The sequence below is a fragment of the Dellaglioa sp. CoH-55-MRSF-6 genome (genome assembly GCF_056782215.1).
Genome location: NZ_JBXAYJ010000002.1, coordinates 272,149 through 290,748 on the forward strand (window position 1 = coordinate 272,149; position 18,600 = coordinate 290,748).

Here is an 18,600-nt window from a genome sequence, read left to right on the forward strand (position 1 = left end):
CCTATCTCCATCATAACTGATTGAGCACCTATTGCAAGCGCAATCAGTTATCTTTAGTAAATCGTAATAATTTCACCAAATATCATAATTAAGCTTTAAGATGAAACATTAGTACACCTGCAGCAATAGCGACATTTAACGATTCAGCACGACCTTTAATTGGAATATATAAATTAGCATCCGTTTCATTTAACAGGTCATTACGCATCCCGTTACCTTCATTTCCCATAATTAAACCAAAATTATCTGTAGCAGAAATCTCACGATAACTAAGTGCATCTTCATTTAATTCAGAACCATAAATAGCAATATTATTTTCTTTGAATAAGGTAGTAACTTCCATTAAATCGGCATCCACTAATTGAACATGAAATTGGCTTCCCTGCATCGAACGTAAAACTTTAGGATGATGACTATCTGCACTACCCTCACCAAAAATGACACCTGTTAAACCGGCAGCATCGGCAGTTCTAACCATTGTTCCAATATTTCCTGGATCTTGAACACCATCTAGCATTAACCAGCCACCAGTTAAATGGTCAACTGATAATTGTTGATTTTCTTCCATCTCAGTTACCGCGTAAATACCTTGTGGCGTACTCGTGTCAGCAAGATATAAACTAACTTCAGATGAGATTTCTACTTGCTCAATTGTCGTATCGGCTATTTCATCAAAATATCTAAAATCATTAGTAACAAGCAAATATTCAATTTTTGTGTTTGCCATGAGTGCTTCTTTAACTAAATGCCAGCCTTCTAAAAGGTATTTATTTTCCTTTTTACGACCTTTTTTAGTTTGTAATTTTTTCCAGTATTTAATCTTAGCATTCTGTGTTGAATTAATTTTTTCCATAAATGTACCCCTCTTACTATTGGAAATAATTATAGCATATTTAAAATAGCATTAGTTGGTCATTATCATCTTTTCCAGTTATAATGAAAGCAATAAATGCCTATATCTACTTTATAATATGGAGGGATTACATTATGAGTGCTATTCAAATAACTGTTTTTGGTCGCGTGCAGGGTGTTGGCTTCAGATATACGACGAAGAGATTAGCCGATGATCTAGGCATCTACGGGTCAGTACAAAATAATTTTGATGACAGCGTCACAATTAAAGCAAGTAGTTCAGATAATACCCAATTAGAAAAATTTATTCAAAAAGTTAAAAATTCACCTACACCAGCCGGTAAGGTGACTGATTATAAAGAAACCTCCTTAACTAATTATATGCCGACTGCCTTTACCGTTATTTACTAATTACGATTTATTTATAGCCCATTGAAATCCCCCTATATTTAAAGTATAGTAATCGATATAGTCACTTTAAGAGGGGAAAATATATTAATGAAAAAGATTAAACGTTTAACAATGCTCCCAATATTCATGGCGCTTGTCCTGTTCCTATCGGGATGCGTCCGCAGAGACAAGAATGGTAATCCTTTTGGGATGGTTTACGACTATTTAGCAAAACCAACTCAGGGATTGCTTGACTGGTTATCCGCTCATCTAGGTAACAACTACGGTCTAGCAATTATCGTTATCTCAATCGTCATTCGCTTGGCACTTATGCCAATGATGATTAATCAATCGAAAAAAGCGACCGTTCAACAAGAAAAAATGGGTTCGATTCAACCACAATTAAAAGTCATTCAAGAACGACAAAAAAATGCTAAAAGTTCAGAAGAAAAAGCAGCTATCAGTCAAGAAATGATGGCACTTTATAAAGATAACAACGTCAGCATGACTGGCGGAATTGGCTGCCTACCATTATTAGTTCAAATGCCAATTTTTGCTGCGCTATACGCTGCAATCTTATATTCTTCAGAATTAAAGGATGCTGTCTTCTTTAGCATTAAATTAGGTACACCATCAATTATCTTTACTGTGCTATGTTTCATTGTGTATTTGGGTCAAGGATTCATTTCAACAATTGGCATTCCGCCAGAACAAAAGAAAACAATGCAAACAATGTTAATTGCTAGTCCAGTTATGATGGTCTTTGTTACAATGAGTGCGCCAGCAGGTATTGGTCTCTACTTCTTCATCGGTGGCCTCTTCGCTTGTGTTCAAACATTTATAATTATGTTAATGCGTCCTAAGATTCGTCGCGAAATTCAAGCTGAACTTGCTAAGAACCCACCAATTGTTAGAGAACGTTCAACAATTGATGCTGTTGAAGAAACAGTGGAACAAACAATTGATAATGTTGAAGATAATCTTTCAAATGTAGCAAAAAATAATCGTAATCGTAATGCTGGTAAACAAAACCGCAAATAAAGATTAACCATTAAAAAAAGCTTACCATTCTTAGAATTGCTCTAAGAATGGTAAGCTTTTTTTATTATACTGTCTAAATTTTTGTATTGCATTTCAACACTAGTCTCTTCTTATCTTTTCGGTTGGTTTAGTAGTAGCTAGAGGCAACGAAATTCTGAATATTGAACCACGCTTCTCAACACTTTCTACCACTAATGTTCCTTTATAACCCATAATGAGTTTTTGTGCGATTGATAATCCAAGACCATTACCGCCTTTATCACGACTTCTAGCTTTATCAACGCGATAGAAGCGATTAAAAACATTTTTTAAGTCATCTTTAGAAATTCCTTCACCAAAATCTTGAATAGCAATTTGAACCATTTTCATATCTTTTGATGCTGAAATATGAATTTCTTTTCTTGTTTCTGAATATTTAACGGCATTATCCATTAGAATAATTAAAACTTGTTCTAAGTGATTATGCGATATTTTTACCAAACTTTCTCCATTAAAATCTTCATCTAAAATAAACGTAAAATCGGGATGTATCATTTTAAAATCATTGAAAATTTGTAAAACAACTAATCGGACATCAACTAACTCATTTTTAAATGTCATCTCTACTTGTTCAGCTCTTGATAAATCAAGCATTTCTTGAACTAAACTCTTCATACGATTAATTTCTTGCAAAGATGCTTCAATCGACTCCGCTAGAACTGCCGGATCATCTTTACCCCACCTGTTCAATAATTCCATATGACCTTGAATTATTGCTACAGGGGTTCTTAACTCATGTGAGACATCTTCAACAAATTGTTGCTGTTGATCAACGTAGCGCTCCATCCTATCTAGCATACTATTGAACAAGTCCGCCAAATCAGATAACTCATCATTTCTATGCATATCTGGGACACGTACATGTCCAATTGGTGTTTCGCCTTCATTAATAATATCAATAGTTTCGTTCACTACTTCAATCGGTCTCAGTAACCAAGATGCCAGGATATACCCTAATATAGCACTACCAAAGGTTGCCGTAATAATTAAAACAATAAAAATTAGAATTAATTTATTACTAATTTTATGGTAATTTTCTAAAGCATTAGTTACTTGTGCATACCCGATTTTTTTGCCAGTTTTAGATGAATAAATAGCTCTTCTAGCAACATATCCATTTGCGCCATCAATTGTTTGGCTAGTAAACGTCATTTTATTTTTTTTAACAAATGGTACGTTTAAATTTCTTGAAGCAAAAACTTCTTGTTGCTTCAAATTATAAACACCTACTGCAATATTTTCTCTTGATAAATTAACAATTACTGCATTTGAGTACAAGTTATTTTCGTCTTTATCTGGTCGAGAATCTGCATTTATCGGTTTTAAATGTTGTGCAGTACTTGAAATTGTTAAGTCTTGATTCTCACGACTTAACTGTTGCGTCACCGTTCTTAAAGTATCTTGTACATCTTTTTTTTCTTTATCTAATAAAACGCCACTAAAACTCTGAAAAATAAGCGCAGAAAAAACGGCAAATATAAGTAAAACACCTATTGCCGTTCCTAATGCCCATTTCCATTTAAGTGACATACGTCTTACTTCTTTTGGATGCTGGGTTATTTTTTTTCTCATGATCTCATTACGTACCCTGTTCCTCTGACCGTTTGAATATAACTTTCTTCACCGCTACGATCTATTTTATTTCGTAAGTAACGAATATAAACATCCACAACGTTTGTTTCAACTTCTGATTCATATCCCCAAACTTTAGCTAATAAAACATCTCTAGCTAAAACAACATTAACACTTTCCATTAAAGCTAAAAGTAGTTCATATTCACGTTTGGTTAGCTCAATAACTTCTTCATCACGACGAACAACACGATTTTCTTTTTCAATTGTTAAATCACGGTAAGTGACAGTTGTCTGTTTTGCAACATTTTGTTCACCCTCTATATCAATACGACGTAACAATGCACGTAAACGCGCCAATAATTCTTCGATTGCAAATGGTTTAACAATATAATCATCTGCTCCATGGTCTAAGCCAGATACGCGGTCAATAACTGAATCACGAGCCGTCATCATAATGATTGGTGTATTTTTAACTTGTCGTACACGGCGACAAACCTCAAGACCATTTAATTCAGGTAACATTAAATCAAGTAGAATTGAATCCCAATCTTCATTTAAAGCAGCTTCTAGACCCGTTCGCCCATCAAAATGAACCTCAGTTTCAAATCCTTCATGTTGTAATTCTAATTCAACAAAGCGCGCTAAATTTTTTTCATCTTCAATTATTAGAATACGACTCATATTTTCATGATCTCCTGTTAGTTTTATTTTATTTTCTCATCCATATACACACAATTTTTAACCGATATCTTACTTTTCTTATTCTACCATTAAATGATATTCTTGCATACACTTTGCACTGCTCAACTCATATAGGTATTCAAGCACTTTTTAACCGTTTTTTTAATATATTATTAACTAAAAGAGTAATAAAATTAATATAACAAACCGTTAACTTTAAAAAATATATCATTAACGCTTTATTAAAATGAAAACTAAAAATTGGAATTAGTTATTCGATACCAGCAGCTTTAATCAGTAAAACCGATAATTCAATTATAAATTTTGCCATTTCAATTTCTTTTACAACGTTAACACGGATTTCTCCATTCAGCATACTCAAAATAACTTCTTCAAAAACCTTATATGAAAAGGTTTTATTCTCTGACAAAATAATTCCACCAAACCACATTATATTTTCTAAGTGTGCCGTTAAGTTAGGATATTAGAATATCGAAATTATACCTTAGCGTCTTAAAAAATAGTTACGGATTATCTTATTCCATACTACCTCATTGGTTAACTATTAAAGTTTTTTCCTTTATTTCAACTAAGAACACAATAAAACCCCTTAAGTTAGATTTTTCTCCAACTTAGGGGGTTCCACTTCAAATAGATAAAATTATCCCAAATGCTTCTTTTCCGTTATATACTTATACTTATATTTTATTTACCATTGGCAAAATAACTTTACTTCAGGTAATTTATGACAATAATTCCATGAACCGTTCAACTCTTTCTGGATCATTATGATCAAAGAAGGCAGATTCTTGTTTGTCTAAGGCAGTAATAGTTGCCATGTCTTCCACTGTTAATTCAAAATCAAATATGTCGATATTTTCTGCCATTCGTTCCGGTCTCACAGATTTAGCAAGTGCTACAATACCACGTTGCATTAACCATTTTAGAATAACTTGTCCAACTGATTTACCGTATTGTTTACCAATTTTTGACAATGTTTCATTTTTAAATAAGTCTAACCGGCCTTCAGCAAAAGGTGCCCATGCTTCCATTTGAATGCTTAATTTTTCATGATAGGCTTCATCCGTTAAACGTTGATTCCATGGGTTCACTTCTATTTGGTTAACTTGAACTTTAGCCACACCATTCATATGAGAGAATTCTATTAATTTTCCGATATCAAAGTTAGACACCCCAATAGCACGTATTTTCCCAGCAGATTGTGCGGTAGCTAAAGCGCGCCAAGCACCATATACATCACCGTATGGTTGGTGAATCAAGAATAAGTCTAGATAATCTAACTGCATTCTTTCTAGTGATTCATCAATTGCCTTCATCGCCTTTTCTTCACCAACATGTTGGATAAATAATTTGGTTGTGACAAACAACTCTTCTCGTGTCACTAATCCTTCAGTGATCGCTCTTTGGATAGCTTCCCCAGTTTCAACTTCGTTTCCATAGGCAATCGCTGTATCTAGTAATCGATATCCTACTTTAATCGCTTGATAAACTGCCTCTGCAGTTTCTTCTAAAGGAATTTGATACACGCCAAAACCTAGTTGTGGCATTTTCACTCCATTATTTAATGTAACTGTATTCATTTAAATCGCTCCCTTTTTATTTAATATACTAAGTTAAACACTTGGAGTGCACTCAGAGTCAAGGATTATGCTATATTATTTTAATATTTGTTTATTTTTCAGCTTTAGGCTACTATTACTATAAGTATTTTAGATTACATATAAGGAGAAAAAGCGATGACACCTATTATCACACTTTGCACAATTAATGACTTAGAAATATTACAAAAGATTAGCATTGAAACTTTTACTGATACTTTCGCTGCAGATAACGATCCAAAAGATTTACAAGATTTTTTGGATACCGCTTATTCTTTACCACAATTAACGAGTGAATTAAATGATCCAAATGCATTCTTTTACTTCGTACATGTTAATGATGAGTTAACTGGATATTTAAAATTAAATATTAACGACGCACAAACTGAAGATGACTTTCCGAACGGCTTAGAAATCCAACGAATTTACATTCGCAAAAATCACAAAAAAATGGGATTAGGTCAACTTCTATTTGAAAAATCTAAAGAGGTTGCCAAAGAATTTAAAAAAGATCAACTTTGGTTGGGAGTTTGGGAACATAATAAACCTGCCCTCTCCTTTTATGAAAAACAAGGCTTAACAAAACATAGCCAACATGATTTTGTTTTAGGCGATGCTATCCAAACCGATTTTATTTTAGTTCTAAACAGTAGTGACTCCAAAAATTAGCCTTTTTATAGAGTGGGAAAATCCACTCTATTTTTATACAAATAATTCTTTATATTTTCGGGATTCAATAGATTTTTTCAGCCTAATTTTTCTTTCATATCCATAAACTAACGTCTTAACGTTAATCCCAATGTGACATATTCATAACGTTCATCTAATAATTATTTTCATATACTATTATAAAGTTTAATAGTAAAATTGTATTGATATAGAGTATGTCCATCATAATCTAATTACGCAATATTTCACTAAAAATATTATTTCTGGAGGATTTTCCACATGAGTATCTTTTTCGCTCTCTTATTTATTACTACTTTTATCACATTTTTGGTATATGTTATTAAATTTATTATCGCAAAAATTAACAAAAAGGATACTAATCATGCAAGAAAATTAATATTATTTAGTTTCCTAATCTCATTTATTTTACTCGTTCTAATTGGTATCACTGCACCTTCTTCAAGTAGAAATGCTAGTGTCAAAGAATCTAGTTCCGCCCAATCAAGCTTTCTGTCTTAAAAAGATTACCAACATAACTTTTATTACTGAGACAATTTTTATTGCTTATTTTACATTACAAAAATCTTTGGAGGAACACGTATTATGAACGTTTTATTTGCACTTATTTTTTTTATTTCAATATATTTTATTATTTACTACACAGTTAAAAGATTTATGACAAAAACTAAAAATCCAAATATATACACTAAAATCAAGAAACGGGTTTGGTACCCTACTGCTGTACTGATCATTTCACTTGTAGGCATTGGGATGACTAGTCAGGCCGAACCAACTAAAAAACAATCGCCCCTTACTACCGTAACAAAAGTTGGCTCTGCCGATAAGAAAAAGGCAGAGTCAAAATATGAATCTATAAAAAAAGAAGTTTCTTCAAAAGAATCTGAAGCTGAATCATTGAGTAAAAAATTAAATGAGAAAGAATCTAAAGCCACTTCTGAAAAAGAAAGTGAATCTAAAGCTAAATCTAAATCTGAAAGTTCTCAAAGACTAGCTGCAAAAAAAGAACAAGAACATTTTAACAGCGTTCAAAAAGAAAATAATTCTACATCTACGGATTCATCTAACGCAGATTCTGTTACTACTGGCGGAGGATCCATCATCGGTAATACTAATTCTAAAATTTACCATACTCCCGGTCAAACTGGTTATAAAATGAGTAAATCAAATGCGATTACTTTCCAAACAGAACAAGCCGCTCAAGATGCTGGATATAGAAAGGCGAAAAAATAATGAAATCAACTAATCATTTATTAATACGTGTTCTAATTTTATCATTCACTTTTATTGGTATCAGTAACACGACTACCGTTTTAGCAAAATCTGATTCACATGTTACTTACGACTATACTGCCAAAAAGCAAGCAGAAGAAATTAATAATAAAGTTGATAAAGAACAAGTGAAATTAGACAAACTTAACAAAGAAATCAAAGAATTAAAAAATAAGTTAGCTAAATATGATAGTAAAGATTCTTCAAAAAAAGAAACAACTAAAAAATCTAAGACACTTGATTTATCATCTCTAAACTATAGTGATAAATCTGAAATAGAAGTTAATAATAATATTCCTACTTTCAGCGAAAGCACCCTATCTACTAGTAAAGGTACTTGGGAAGCGTACAGCAACCTAGATTCTCTGAATCGTGCTGGAACCGCCAATGCAATGTTAAGTAAATCTTTAATGCCTACCGCGAAACGCGAAGGGTTAACTTGGAACCCTACTGGCTGGAAAAATAAACGTATTAGTAACGGATGGTTATATAATCGTAGCCATTTAATTGGTTATCAATTATCAGGTCAGAACAATAATCCAAAGAATTTAATTACGGGTACTCGTGAACTGAATGCACCTGAAATGCTTGCCCATGAAATGGATATAGCTACTTACCTTAAAGAACATCCTAATAACTATATTAGATACCGCGTTACTCCAATATTCAGAGGAGATGAACTTCTTGCTCGTGGCGTACAAATGGAAGCTCAATCTATTGGTAGCTCCTCAATTAAATTCAATACTTACATTTTTAATGTAGAGGCCGGTGTTACTCTTAATTATAGGGATGGTACTAGTACACTAAATTAAACAAATAGATAACGGGCGTATAGATACTTCGAGTGGGTTCAATTCCCACTGCTCGCTTTTTACTATAAAAATATTTGGAGGAATTTGTGTTATGAATAAAAAAATAACAATAGTCGGGATTACTGCCATCACACTACTTTCACTAACTGCATGTGGGAATAGCAAGAATACAAGTAAGGATTCTTCATCTTCTGAGGCTGCATCATCTAGTATTATAAAAGCTAAAAAGGAATCAAGTAAGAAAGAGTCCATAAAAAAAGCAACTTCCGAAAGTAAAGCATCATCAGAATCATCTGCTCAAGCATCTAGCATCTCAGCTGCAAGTTCTTCAATTACCGCAGCTGAAAGTTCTATTGCCGCAAGCTCTTCTAGTATTGAGGCTGAGAAAAATAACGTTACTACCACTGAAAAATCTACAAGTTCATCTACATCAACTAAGATGACGCAATCAAAAGCTGAATCACTTGCTTTAAGCTATTTTAAATCATTCAATAATGAGACAAGCGACTGGGAACCAAAAGTTAAATCAAGCGATACTTTAGATAAAGGTAATAAATATATTGTATCCGTCTTCGATACTGAAACACACATGGTAGAATTTGACGTCAATAAATCTACTGGAAAAGTCACTTCTCCAAATTTAGGATATCAACGTTAATTTTTAAAGAGTGATAACAATTTTGTGTTTGTTAATTTTACATGGAGTCGGTACCTCCTTTAACAGCATTGAAGATCTACTTGGTCATTCCAATGTAAGGATTACCCAAATCTATATAACAGTAACTTCAAAACTATTACAATATTTAGATACTTAACTCAAACGTAACCAAAAGCGTAACCAAAAGAAAAAAAGGCCTATCTAACAACTTTTAAATCGTTGTTAGATAGCCTTTTTTAGTATATTTATTAACTTTTTTTATTGTTCAGTATACCAAGTATAGTGGAATGAACCTGGTTTATCAGTACGTTCATACGTATGAGCACCAAAGTAATCACGTTGTGCTTGAATTAAATTAGCAGGTAAAACTTCTGAACGGTATTGATCGTAATACGTAATTGCTGCACTGAATCCAGGAACTGGAATACCAGCTTTAACAGCAATACCAACGATATCTCGAACTGATTCTTGATATTTTTTAACAATATCTTTGAAGTAACCATCTAATAAGATGTTATTTAAATCAGCTTTTTCGTCAAATGCGTCAGTAATATTTTGTAAGAAACGGGCACGAATGATACATCCAGCACGCCAAATCTTAGCCATATCACCAAAGTTTAAATCCCATTCATAATGTTCTGAGGCAACACGTAATTGTTCAAATCCTTGTGCATAACTCATGATTTTACTAAAGTATAATGCTTCACGAATTTTTTCAATTAATTCTTTTTTATCTAATTCACCTAATTTAACTTCTGGTTTAGGTAAAACTTTACTTGCTTCAACACGTTCTTCTTTCATTGCTGAAATGTAACGTGCATAAACAGATTCAGAAATAACTGACTGAGGAACACCTAATTCAAGTGCACTCTGTGATGACCACTTACCAGTACCTTTATTTCCAGCACGATCGAGGATAACATCAACAATAGGTTTACCAGTGCCTAAATCATCTTTACGTGTTAAGATATCAGCAGTAATTTCGATCAAGTAACTATCCAATTCACCTTTGTTCCAGTCAGAGAAGATATCAGCGATTTCATCAACTGAGAGGCCTAATAAATCTCTTAACAAATGATATGATTCAGAAATTAATTCCATATCACCATATTCAATTCCATTATGAACCATCTTAACATAATGACCAGCACCGTTAGGACCGATATAAGTCACACATGGTGTCCCATCGCTAGCTTTAGCAGACATTTCCTCAAGAATTGGTGCAACAAGGTCATATGCCTCTTTTTGGCCACCTGGCATCATTGATGGTCCTTCAAGTGCACCAATTTCGCCACCTGAAACGCCCATTCCAATAAAGTTAATTCCAGAATTATCTAATTCTGCATTACGGCGTACTGTATCTTCAAAGTAAGTATTACCACCATCAATTAAAACATCACCTTTATCTAAGAATGGTAATAGTTCTGCAATAACAGCATCAGTTGGTTTGCCAGCTTTTACCATGATAATAATTCTTCTAGGTTTTTCTAATGAATCTGCAAAATCCTTAATTGAGTAGCTGGGTACTAATTTTTTTTCTGAGTGGTCTTTCATAACTTGCTCAGTTTTAGCTCCCGTTCTATTATAAATAGCTACCGTACGGCCACGACTCTCAGCATTCAATGCGAGATTTTTACCCATAACAGCCATTCCAATAACACCAATTTGTGCTTTATCCATTATAATACCTCCTACATTTCTTTAATTTTTTGTGAATCAAAAACCATGTAATCTAAGAAAGTATCAGCTACCGACTTTGTCAATAAACCCATTTAACTTTCAACGTCAATTATACACTAGACATCAAAAATTCCTATCTATTTTACCTTTTTTTGTTATACTGATTTCAGGAGGTCTTTCAAATATGAAATTAGTTGAAGTACAAGAATTATATTATGCCATCGATACTTTTTTATACAGTCGCGCAAAAGCAGAATTTTCTAACAATATCCCTACTTTTGACTTAGTTGTCCAAGTTAACGACAAATTATTAACGGCCGATTTTTTAGATTTAAAAGATAGTCGAATTCAAATTTATAGTACCACAAGTCAGCACACTATCGCATCTCAGTCAATTCCTTACGAAAATGACAGTAGTAATGCTTTCATCAGTCCGATAAGAAAAACAATCTTTAAAAATTATCGTTCCGAATTTTCAGGCTGGTCTAATCTTAGTAACAAACCAGAGTTATTACTTCTAGATTTGATAGATTTAATTAAATCTATCAAATCGCCCACTTTTAAGGCTGTTAAAACACCGGCTAAAAATGTAACTTATATTGAAAGCCATGCCAAATTACCTTTTCAATTTTTTGATCCAGAGACAGACTTCAAAATTATAAGTTTGAAAATTAGTGAAAAAAAATAAGATTCAATTGAATCTTATTTTTTTTGTACAGAAAAAGCCTTAACACCATGGTTGTTAAGGCTTTTTACTTAATGTAGATTTAGTTGTTTACTTTTACGACTTCTTTTCCGTCATAAAAACCACAGCTAGGACATACATAATGTGATTTTCTTAATTCGCCACAGTTAGGGCAAGCGCTCATACCTGGGACAGTTAACTTGTAATGCGTACGACGCATTCTCTTACGTGTTTTTGATGTTTTACGTGCTGGTACTGCCATTATCAAACACCTCCTTTAAAATTATCCAAAACTTTTAATAAAAGTATTGTTATGTTTATTCCTCTTCAGAACCATCATTATCAAAAAAATTTTGTAATGAGGCAAATCGAGGATCAACTTTTTCTTTTCTAACCTGTACGAGTTTATCTTCAGTAAGAACTTCCCAGTCGTCTCCGGTTGGTAAATCTTCTGCTTTTCTCTCATCATCAGTCAGTATCTGCATCGGAATCTGTAATAACACATTATCCTCTATCACAGAATTCAAATTGAGCATATCTTCTTCCAAAATAATTACAACATCATTTTTATCAAACCGTTCAAGTGCTTTATCGCGATAGCCTACATAAAATTCATCAACTGAAAAATTTAATGGGACATCGACACTCTTTAATGATCGTGTTGATGGCATTTCAACTGTTAAACTAACGTTAAAATGACCAATGACATCTTGATGATCTGCTGACAGAATGCCCGTAACATGGACTTCTGAAACAGCTGTAATTGTTTTGTTGCGCAGCATTAATCCTTCGGAAAGGTTTAACATTTCGTCAACTTGAAGTGGTTCATCACTTTGTTTTTTTAACTCAACTAAGGACCATTTCATGCAAATATGCCTCCTAATGCAACGCTTATGATTATACCTGTGATTAAAAACATTGTCAATGGTATATCCTTGACAGTATGTTAATTAATTTGTTTAGGTCTTCTAAAAAGATCCGATTTTTTATGACTAACTAGCCCATAAATAATTCCTGCTCGATAATCTAATTGGTAAAGTCCCTCTTTATCCTTTTTACTAATTTTTGTTATTATAGGATATGGCACTTCCTTTTTTAAATGATTAAGCAGCGTTTGACCTTTTTTTGAGAACCCTAAGACATGATAATAAGGCTGCTTATATTGTTTGTCAATTTCATTTTGCTTTATTTGTAACAAAATATAAGTTGCTAGTCTTGAGATTTTTGTATAAGTTACTCGTTTCGACTTAACGGCTTGGACCCAATCATCAAAATTAGCCTCGTCAGGCAACTTTTCGTACTGCTGCAACAAACGATACTCAATACCCTCAGACATGCCATAAATCGACGATAATTGACCTGGTGTTGATAGACTCAACTGATATCGAAGATATGGCCAAAAATCTGTCCAATCGGCCCATCTTTCATTTTCTGAATCAAGTCGAGTTTGATTAGGAACAACTTCTACAATCGATTCTTGATGTTGAACTGCTAATCTAATTGCTGTTGCACTTGTAATTTTTTGAGTATCAACAAATTTTGTTTCATGGTAATCAGCCTCTATACGTTGAATCGGACATAACTGGATTTCGGCTTTTTCGGCTATGCAGGCTTCAGCATAAGCTAAACCTAACAAATCATTAGGCCGATTAATTTGAACACCTGTTTTTTCAAAAACAGCTCGTTGATATTGTGTGGCATACGTTTCATTAAACTGATTAAACTCACTATCTAACGTTTGAATTTCAGTTGCGATAGTCATAAAATCCAAATCAGGATGTTCAGCACCAAAAACAAGTCTGGTTATCTTTAATCCGGCCAATAATTTAATGGCACCTTGAGCAAACAAATCAGCCGGTTGAACAGAAAATGCAACGGGTAACTCAACTATTAAATCAACACCAGATTGCAATGCTTGCTCCGTACGGCTCTCTTTATCAAGTGCAGCTGGAATACCTCTCTGTAAGAATTGTCCGCTCATAAGGGCAATAATCGTCGTATCAGGATACTTTTCTTTTATTTGATTAATCTGATACAAATGTCCGTTATGAAACGGATTATATTCAACAATAACCCCAGTCGTGTCCAAGTAACTCACTCCTATTTATCGCAGACAAAAAATAGTCTTGTTGTTTTATCATCAACTTGACTTGTGCCAAAATCAGCCGAAATTTTAATATTCTTAAATCCAGCATTTTTTAACAATTCAGTATACGTATTAACTGAATATGTTCGTTCATGATGGTCCTCAGTTAGACGTTCAAATTGACAGTTAGTATCATTTTTGACAAAAAAAGTTAATTCATGAACGACACTGTGTGGCTCTTCATCTTTAAATGTTGACCACAAAAAAGCTTGATCATCATCCTGATAGTTGTACATATAACCTGGATAAATCTCATCCGTTTGATAGGTTGAGATAACATCAAAAATGAATCGACCATTTTCTTGTAGTAATCCATGAATTGATTTAAAAACGTTTCCTACAGCATCAGCGTCAGGTAAATAACAAAATGAGTCAGCAAAACAAGTTACCGCATCAAATTGTGGTAACTCTGCCTCTTCCAAATTCATCATATCACCTTGTACTAAAGGCAAGGATACATTCGCATCCTGTGCGTGTTGGTCAGCAATTGATAACATTTCTTCAGATAAATCTAAACCAACGACTGAATAACCAGATTGCGTTAAAGCAATTGCTAATTGACCTGCACCACAAGCTAATTCAAGAATTTCAGTTTTCTTATCAGGAACTTGTGTTTCGACAAATGTTTGCCAAGAATCATATAAATCAGGATCCATTAATTGATCATACAATTTTGAAAAGGTGGTATAAATCATTATTCTTCAATCCATGCTGATAAATCTACAGATGCGCCTTCAGACCAGAATTTTTCAAGATCATAAAATTCACGTGATTCAGTTTTAAATACATGCACAATTAAATCTCCAAAATCTAATAAAACCCAACTAGTTGAATTACGTCCTTCAATACGACGGACTTCAACACCTGCTAGTTCTTCTTGATCTTGAATTTCTTTGACGATAGCCTTAACTTGGTGAGCTGAGTCAGCTTGTGTCACCATGAAATAATCAGCTAATAGACTAATTTCATGGACATCAATAGCCACCGTCTTTTCGCCACGTTTACTGTCAGCAGCCTTAACTGCGATTTCTAATTTTTCTATACTATTCATTATTACTCCTCTATTCTGCGACCCATTTATTAAAGGTCAAAATTGTTTTAGGATACACTCTTTTATTGGTATTAATTAAATAACTTAGTGTATGTTTTGTTTCAAATCCAACAGCTGCATCCAAACTTTCAAATGCTTTTTTTCGTGCTTCAAGAACGCCAGAGAACGTCCTACCTTCTTCGATGAAATCAGCGACGTAGACAATTTTATCCAACAAATCCATCTCAACATCGCCTGTCGTATGCTTCACAATTGATGTTAAAATTTTATCATCTGTAATACCTAATTCATCATGTATCAACTCTGCGCCAACAATTCCATGCCAGATAGCATTCCCCCAATTTAATAAATCAGGATCCATATGTTTTTGCTTAATTGTTCTGATAAAGGTGTCATCTGTCCGCTCCTTGGCATAATCATGAATAAGTCCAGCAATACTTGCTCTTTCAATATCACCATTATTATTTTGAGCAAGTTCAATTGCAGATTTTTCAACATTTAACACATGCTGAAATCTTTTTTCACTCAAAGTTTCCTTCAAAATCTGTACTAATTCTTCTCTAGTTCCACTAAAAAGATTATTAGAATAAACTAAATTATTCACGATACAACCCTTCTTTCTCAATATAATTTGAGACTGCCTTAGGTACTAAATAATTAATTGAACAGCCTTTTTTTATCTTATCTCGAATTTGTGTTGAACTAATATCAATTGTTGGTACATCAACCCAAAGTATAGGATACTGACTTGTTTGTTCAAATCCCGTTCGTTTAACTCCAACAAAATGTACTAATTTTACTAATTCATCAATACGAGACCATTTCGGTAAATAATCTACCATATCGCCGCCAATAATAAAATAGTAATCATTTTCCGGATGAGCTGCTTTTAAAGCAACCACAGTGTCATAGGTGTAGCTAATACCACCGCGATTAATTTCAGTATCTTCCAGCTTAAACTTATCGTTATCCGCGATACTTTGATTAACCATATCAAGGCGATACTTTGCATCAATTGCTTCCTTTTTATCCACATGTGGTGGTGTTGCATCCGGCATAAATCGAACTTCACTTAATCCTAATTGCTGACAAACTTGATCAGCAATTATTAAATGACCTAAGTGAGGCGGATTAAACGTACCCCCGAGAATTCCAACACGCTTTTTCGTATTATCAAGAATGGGTTTAGTCTTAAATTTCGTAACTAAATTAATTTCTTTTAATTTTTGGACTTGAATAGTCAAGCTAAAAACCTCCTCAAAATTTTAAATTAAGCGAGTAAATTAACTTTGTCAGAGATATCTCGATTTTCGACATCTGTTGCTGCTTGATAAAGCACTAATGTATGACCAATCACTTGAACAACTTGAATTGAACTATTAGATTCAATAAAAATACGAACTTCATTTGTATCAATTGTTGCATTTTGTAGCATGTTAATTTTGATTAATTCGCGTTTTTCAATTGCTTCGCGAATTTGGTTTAACCAGTTAGTAGACACGCCTTCTTTTCCAACTTGGAAAAGTGGACGTAAATGATGTGCCTGACTGCGTAGATATCTTTTTTGTTTGCCTCTTAATGTCATATGTTAGTTAACTCCTCTTATATCATTGCTTTACGTAAAAGAACCGAAACACCTTTTGGTGCCCAGCCAGCGACTTTAGCACCCTCATTAATGGTTACCCATCCAAGTCCGGCAAAAACTAAATCACTTTTTTGTGTTGCTTTAAATTCAAAACGAACTAATTCTGGGAAGTCGTTCATTTCATCATCTGTTGGTGGATTTAATAAACCACCAGCATGTTTCTCATAAAATTCACTTGCAGTCTCAGTTTTTGTTCTATGAATCATTAAATCATTATCAAGATAAACGACAACACCAGGAGTTCCCCCTGAAATGTAATCAAATCTTGCAACAGCCCCAAAGAATAATGTTTGGTTTTCATTTAACTGATAGACGCGTTGTTTAATTTCTTTTTGAGGAGAAACTAATCTTAGCGCCTTACCTGATAGATAATGAGCCATCTGGTCTTGATGAATAATACCTGGTGTATCAATTAAAGCTCGATCATCGTCCAATGGAATTTCAATCTTATCAAGCGTAGTTCCTGGGAATCTTGAAGTTGTAATCAGGTCTTGGACACCTGTTCTTTGTTTAATGATTTGATTAATCAATGTTGATTTACCAACATTAGTTACTCCAACAACGTACACATCACGGCCTTCACGATACTTTTCAATTAATTCTAATAATTCATCAATCGCAAAGTTTTTTGTTGCACTTGTCAATGCAACATCAATTGGTCGTAATCCTTGTAAATTAGCTTGTTGTCTCATCCAATCCTTTAACTTCGAACGTCTCAATGACTTAGGCAATAAATCAGCTTTATTTCCAACCATTAAAACAGGATTATCACCCACAAATCGATGTAATCCAGGAATTAGACTACCATTAAAATCAAAAATATCAATAACGTTGACGATTAATGCATCAGCACTACCAATTTGATTCAATAATTTTAGGAAATCATCATCAGTTAACTTAACGTCAGCAATTTCATTGTAATGTCGTAGTCTAAAACATCTTTGGCAATATAGTTCATTTGTTTCAAGTCCTTTTTTTACTGCGGATTTAGGTGTATAGCCTAATTCATCTACTTCTTCACTTTGAATTTTTGAGCCACAGCCAATACAAAAAAGATCTTCGTCAATTTCTGGTACTTCAATTATGTCAGTCATCCAATGAATTCCCCCATTTAGTTTTAAAATCGTGTTTTTTAATTAAGTGATTTTTAATTCTTTTTTCAATGAAACGATTAGGTTTTGTATTCCAAGCGTCTGATTCAACAAGTGGTTTAACCAATATACTTTTAATGCCCGCATTATTCGCAGCAGCAATATCAGTCATCAATTGATCACCTATTAAAACTAAATCTTGATTATTCATCTTAAATTCATTTTTAACTTGGTTAATTCCTTTTGTAAATGGTTTTAGAGCTCTGGAAACAAATGGTAATCCAATATGTTCCAGTGCCTTTTCAATACGTTCGTGACTATTGTTAGATACAACAATCACTGGAATTGAAGCCGCAGCTATAAGCTCTAACCAATTCTTCAATTCTGGGGTTCCGTTTGGGTTATCCCATGCAATTAATGTATTGTCTAAATCAGTCATAACAACTTTAATTCCATGATTTTGTAAATCCTCTGGTGTTAAATCATAAATTGATTCAACCATCCAAGTTGGTTTATATCTCTCAAGCATGTTAGCTACCTCAATTTTAGAATAATAATCTAAGTATAATGTACTTTCAACAAAATTGCATGTTTTCCATGAAAACAAATGAAATTAATTTTATTTTCTCATTTTAAAATAATAGAAACGAGTTATTTCAATTTTATATTGCTCTTTT

The 18,600-nt window shown here is 33.4% G+C and carries 23 protein-coding genes; 7 read left to right on the forward strand and 16 right to left on the reverse strand.

Going from position 1 to position 18,600, the window contains the following annotated elements:
• Window positions 1–88 precede the first annotated feature (88 nt).
• The gene (locus tag AC1RPK_RS03155) at window positions 89–853 is read right to left on the reverse strand and encodes a TrmH family RNA methyltransferase (protein ID WP_481761219.1); all 765 of its coding nucleotides are present in this window, start codon (window positions 851–853) and stop codon (window positions 89–91) included.
• A gap of 134 nt (window positions 854–987) precedes the next feature.
• Between AC1RPK_RS03155 and AC1RPK_RS03160 the strand changes: the two genes are divergently transcribed.
• Both AC1RPK_RS03160 and yidC read left to right on the forward strand, forming a co-directional pair.
• Window positions 988–1,263, forward strand: coding sequence for an acylphosphatase (locus tag AC1RPK_RS03160; protein WP_481761218.1), 276 nt, complete (start codon window positions 988–990; stop codon window positions 1,261–1,263).
• A gap of 87 nt (window positions 1,264–1,350) precedes the next feature.
• Complete coding sequence (gene yidC, locus AC1RPK_RS03165) at window positions 1,351–2,283, forward strand: membrane protein insertase YidC (RefSeq protein ID WP_409022669.1); 933 nt, start codon at window positions 1,351–1,353, stop codon at window positions 2,281–2,283.
• A gap of 99 nt (window positions 2,284–2,382) precedes the next feature.
• On the opposite strand, the gene AC1RPK_RS03170 is transcribed toward yidC, so the two are convergent.
• The 4 genes from AC1RPK_RS03170 to AC1RPK_RS03185 all read right to left on the reverse strand — a co-directional run bounded on the left by AC1RPK_RS03170 (window position 2,383) and on the right by AC1RPK_RS03185 (window position 6,178).
• The gene (locus tag AC1RPK_RS03170) at window positions 2,383–3,852 is read right to left on the reverse strand and encodes a HAMP domain-containing sensor histidine kinase (RefSeq protein WP_481761217.1); all 1,470 of its coding nucleotides are present in this window, start codon (window positions 3,850–3,852) and stop codon (window positions 2,383–2,385) included.
• A gap of 38 nt (window positions 3,853–3,890) precedes the next feature.
• Window positions 3,891–4,577 carry a response regulator transcription factor gene (locus AC1RPK_RS03175; protein WP_409022671.1) on the reverse strand — a complete coding sequence of 229 codons (687 nt, stop codon included), beginning with the start codon at window positions 4,575–4,577 and terminating at the stop codon, window positions 3,891–3,893.
• Window positions 4,578–4,848: 271 nt separating this feature from the next.
• Complete coding sequence (locus AC1RPK_RS03180; RefSeq protein WP_481761216.1) at window positions 4,849–5,007, reverse strand: hypothetical protein; 159 nt, start codon at window positions 5,005–5,007, stop codon at window positions 4,849–4,851.
• Window positions 5,008–5,320: 313 nt separating this feature from the next.
• The gene (locus AC1RPK_RS03185) at window positions 5,321–6,178 is read right to left on the reverse strand and encodes an aldo/keto reductase (RefSeq protein WP_481761215.1); all 858 of its coding nucleotides are present in this window, start codon (window positions 6,176–6,178) and stop codon (window positions 5,321–5,323) included.
• Between the two features lie 156 nt (window positions 6,179–6,334).
• Between AC1RPK_RS03185 and AC1RPK_RS03190 the strand changes: the two genes are divergently transcribed.
• From AC1RPK_RS03190 to AC1RPK_RS03205, 4 genes are all read left to right on the forward strand, one after another.
• Window positions 6,335–6,865: a GNAT family N-acetyltransferase gene (locus tag AC1RPK_RS03190; protein ID WP_481761214.1), complete on the forward strand. Its 531-nt coding sequence runs from the start codon at window positions 6,335–6,337 to the stop codon at window positions 6,863–6,865.
• Window positions 6,866–7,468: 603 nt separating this feature from the next.
• Window positions 7,469–8,116, forward strand: coding sequence for a sunset domain-containing protein (locus AC1RPK_RS03195; RefSeq protein WP_481761213.1), 648 nt, complete (start codon window positions 7,469–7,471; stop codon window positions 8,114–8,116).
• On the forward strand, window positions 8,116–8,967 hold the full coding sequence (locus tag AC1RPK_RS03200) for a DNA/RNA non-specific endonuclease (RefSeq protein WP_481761212.1): 852 nt from the start codon (window positions 8,116–8,118) through the stop codon (window positions 8,965–8,967). Before AC1RPK_RS03195 ends, AC1RPK_RS03200 begins: the two co-directional genes overlap by 1 nt.
• A 91-nt stretch (window positions 8,968–9,058) precedes the next feature.
• Window positions 9,059–9,625 carry a hypothetical protein gene (locus AC1RPK_RS03205; RefSeq protein ID WP_481761211.1) on the forward strand — a complete coding sequence of 189 codons (567 nt, stop codon included), beginning with the start codon at window positions 9,059–9,061 and terminating at the stop codon, window positions 9,623–9,625.
• Window positions 9,626–9,883: 258 nt separating this feature from the next.
• On the opposite strand, the gene gndA is transcribed toward AC1RPK_RS03205, so the two are convergent.
• Window positions 9,884–11,305, reverse strand: coding sequence for an NADP-dependent phosphogluconate dehydrogenase (gene gndA / locus AC1RPK_RS03210; protein WP_481761210.1), 1,422 nt, complete (start codon window positions 11,303–11,305; stop codon window positions 9,884–9,886).
• Between the two features lie 184 nt (window positions 11,306–11,489).
• Here gndA and AC1RPK_RS03215 point away from each other — a divergent pair, with 184 nt between their 5' ends.
• Complete coding sequence (locus tag AC1RPK_RS03215; protein WP_481761209.1) at window positions 11,490–11,993, forward strand: hypothetical protein; 504 nt, start codon at window positions 11,490–11,492, stop codon at window positions 11,991–11,993.
• Between the two features lie 79 nt (window positions 11,994–12,072).
• Here the strand turns inward: AC1RPK_RS03215 and rpmF are convergent, their stop codons facing one another.
• From rpmF to AC1RPK_RS03265, 10 genes are all read right to left on the reverse strand, one after another.
• Window positions 12,073–12,252: a 50S ribosomal protein L32 gene (gene rpmF / locus AC1RPK_RS03220; RefSeq protein ID WP_057973392.1), complete on the reverse strand. Its 180-nt coding sequence runs from the start codon at window positions 12,250–12,252 to the stop codon at window positions 12,073–12,075.
• Window positions 12,253–12,307: 55 nt separating this feature from the next.
• Window positions 12,308–12,856 (reverse strand): YceD family protein, encoded by a 549-nt coding sequence (locus AC1RPK_RS03225; RefSeq protein ID WP_409022679.1) that lies wholly within the window; start codon window positions 12,854–12,856, stop codon window positions 12,308–12,310.
• An 80-nt stretch (window positions 12,857–12,936) separates the two neighbouring features.
• Window positions 12,937–14,079, reverse strand: a complete 1,143-nt coding sequence (locus AC1RPK_RS03230; protein WP_481762405.1) for a nucleotidyltransferase — start codon at window positions 14,077–14,079, stop codon at window positions 12,937–12,939.
• Window positions 14,080–14,090: 11 nt separating this feature from the next.
• Window positions 14,091–14,831, reverse strand: a complete 741-nt coding sequence (locus tag AC1RPK_RS03235) for a class I SAM-dependent methyltransferase (protein ID WP_481761207.1) — start codon at window positions 14,829–14,831, stop codon at window positions 14,091–14,093.
• The gene (gene rsfS / locus AC1RPK_RS03240; protein WP_481761206.1) at window positions 14,831–15,187 is read right to left on the reverse strand and encodes a ribosome silencing factor; all 357 of its coding nucleotides are present in this window, start codon (window positions 15,185–15,187) and stop codon (window positions 14,831–14,833) included. Before rsfS ends, AC1RPK_RS03235 begins: the two co-directional genes overlap by 1 nt.
• Window positions 15,188–15,197: 10 nt before the next feature.
• Complete coding sequence (gene yqeK / locus AC1RPK_RS03245) at window positions 15,198–15,791, reverse strand: bis(5'-nucleosyl)-tetraphosphatase (symmetrical) YqeK (protein ID WP_481761205.1); 594 nt, start codon at window positions 15,789–15,791, stop codon at window positions 15,198–15,200.
• Window positions 15,784–16,431 (reverse strand): nicotinate-nucleotide adenylyltransferase, encoded by a 648-nt coding sequence (locus AC1RPK_RS03250; protein ID WP_481761204.1) that lies wholly within the window; start codon window positions 16,429–16,431, stop codon window positions 15,784–15,786. Before AC1RPK_RS03250 ends, yqeK begins: the two co-directional genes overlap by 8 nt.
• A gap of 26 nt (window positions 16,432–16,457) precedes the next feature.
• On the reverse strand, window positions 16,458–16,772 hold the full coding sequence (yhbY, locus tag AC1RPK_RS03255) for a ribosome assembly RNA-binding protein YhbY (protein ID WP_409022685.1): 315 nt from the start codon (window positions 16,770–16,772) through the stop codon (window positions 16,458–16,460).
• A gap of 17 nt (window positions 16,773–16,789) precedes the next feature.
• Window positions 16,790–17,926 (reverse strand): ribosome biogenesis GTPase YqeH, encoded by a 1,137-nt coding sequence (gene yqeH / locus AC1RPK_RS03260; protein WP_481761203.1) that lies wholly within the window; start codon window positions 17,924–17,926, stop codon window positions 16,790–16,792.
• Window positions 17,919–18,452, reverse strand: a complete 534-nt coding sequence (locus tag AC1RPK_RS03265) for a YqeG family HAD IIIA-type phosphatase (protein WP_409022687.1) — start codon at window positions 18,450–18,452, stop codon at window positions 17,919–17,921. The genes yqeH and AC1RPK_RS03265 overlap by 8 nt, the downstream gene beginning before the upstream one ends.
• Window positions 18,453–18,600 lie beyond the last annotated feature (148 nt).

What these genes read in the sequence shown, in the direction of transcription:
- yhbY (WP_409022685.1), bottom strand. Translation starts at nt 16,772, where the DNA reads ATGACATTAAGAGGCAAACAAAAAAGATATCTACGCAGTCAGGCACAT.
- AC1RPK_RS03265 (WP_409022687.1), bottom strand. Translation starts at nt 18,452, where the DNA reads ATGCTTGAGAGATATAAACCAACTTGGATGGTTGAATCAATTTATGAT.
- AC1RPK_RS03175 (WP_409022671.1), bottom strand. Translation starts at nt 4,577, where the DNA reads ATGAGTCGTATTCTAATAATTGAAGATGAAAAAAATTTAGCGCGCTTT.
- yqeH (WP_481761203.1), bottom strand. Translation starts at nt 17,926, where the DNA reads ATGACTGACATAATTGAAGTACCAGAAATTGACGAAGATCTTTTTTGT.
- AC1RPK_RS03215 (WP_481761209.1), top strand. Translation starts at nt 11,490, where the DNA reads ATGAAATTAGTTGAAGTACAAGAATTATATTATGCCATCGATACTTTT.
- AC1RPK_RS03200 (WP_481761212.1), top strand. Translation starts at nt 8,116, where the DNA reads ATGAAATCAACTAATCATTTATTAATACGTGTTCTAATTTTATCATTC.
- rpmF (WP_057973392.1), bottom strand. Translation starts at nt 12,252, where the DNA reads ATGGCAGTACCAGCACGTAAAACATCAAAAACACGTAAGAGAATGCGT.
- rsfS (WP_481761206.1), bottom strand. Translation starts at nt 15,187, where the DNA reads ATGAATAGTATAGAAAAATTAGAAATCGCAGTTAAGGCTGCTGACAGT.
- AC1RPK_RS03235 (WP_481761207.1), bottom strand. Translation starts at nt 14,831, where the DNA reads ATGATTTATACCACCTTTTCAAAATTGTATGATCAATTAATGGATCCT.
- AC1RPK_RS03190 (WP_481761214.1), top strand. Translation starts at nt 6,335, where the DNA reads ATGACACCTATTATCACACTTTGCACAATTAATGACTTAGAAATATTA.
- AC1RPK_RS03170 (WP_481761217.1), bottom strand. Translation starts at nt 3,852, where the DNA reads ATGTCACTTAAATGGAAATGGGCATTAGGAACGGCAATAGGTGTTTTA.
- AC1RPK_RS03195 (WP_481761213.1), top strand. Translation starts at nt 7,469, where the DNA reads ATGAACGTTTTATTTGCACTTATTTTTTTTATTTCAATATATTTTATT.
- AC1RPK_RS03185 (WP_481761215.1), bottom strand. Translation starts at nt 6,178, where the DNA reads ATGAATACAGTTACATTAAATAATGGAGTGAAAATGCCACAACTAGGT.
- AC1RPK_RS03160 (WP_481761218.1), top strand. Translation starts at nt 988, where the DNA reads ATGAGTGCTATTCAAATAACTGTTTTTGGTCGCGTGCAGGGTGTTGGC.
- AC1RPK_RS03205 (WP_481761211.1), top strand. Translation starts at nt 9,059, where the DNA reads ATGAATAAAAAAATAACAATAGTCGGGATTACTGCCATCACACTACTT.
- AC1RPK_RS03225 (WP_409022679.1), bottom strand. Translation starts at nt 12,856, where the DNA reads ATGAAATGGTCCTTAGTTGAGTTAAAAAAACAAAGTGATGAACCACTT.
- gndA (WP_481761210.1), bottom strand. Translation starts at nt 11,305, where the DNA reads ATGGATAAAGCACAAATTGGTGTTATTGGAATGGCTGTTATGGGTAAA.
- yidC (WP_409022669.1), top strand. Translation starts at nt 1,351, where the DNA reads ATGAAAAAGATTAAACGTTTAACAATGCTCCCAATATTCATGGCGCTT.
- AC1RPK_RS03155 (WP_481761219.1), bottom strand. Translation starts at nt 853, where the DNA reads ATGGAAAAAATTAATTCAACACAGAATGCTAAGATTAAATACTGGAAA.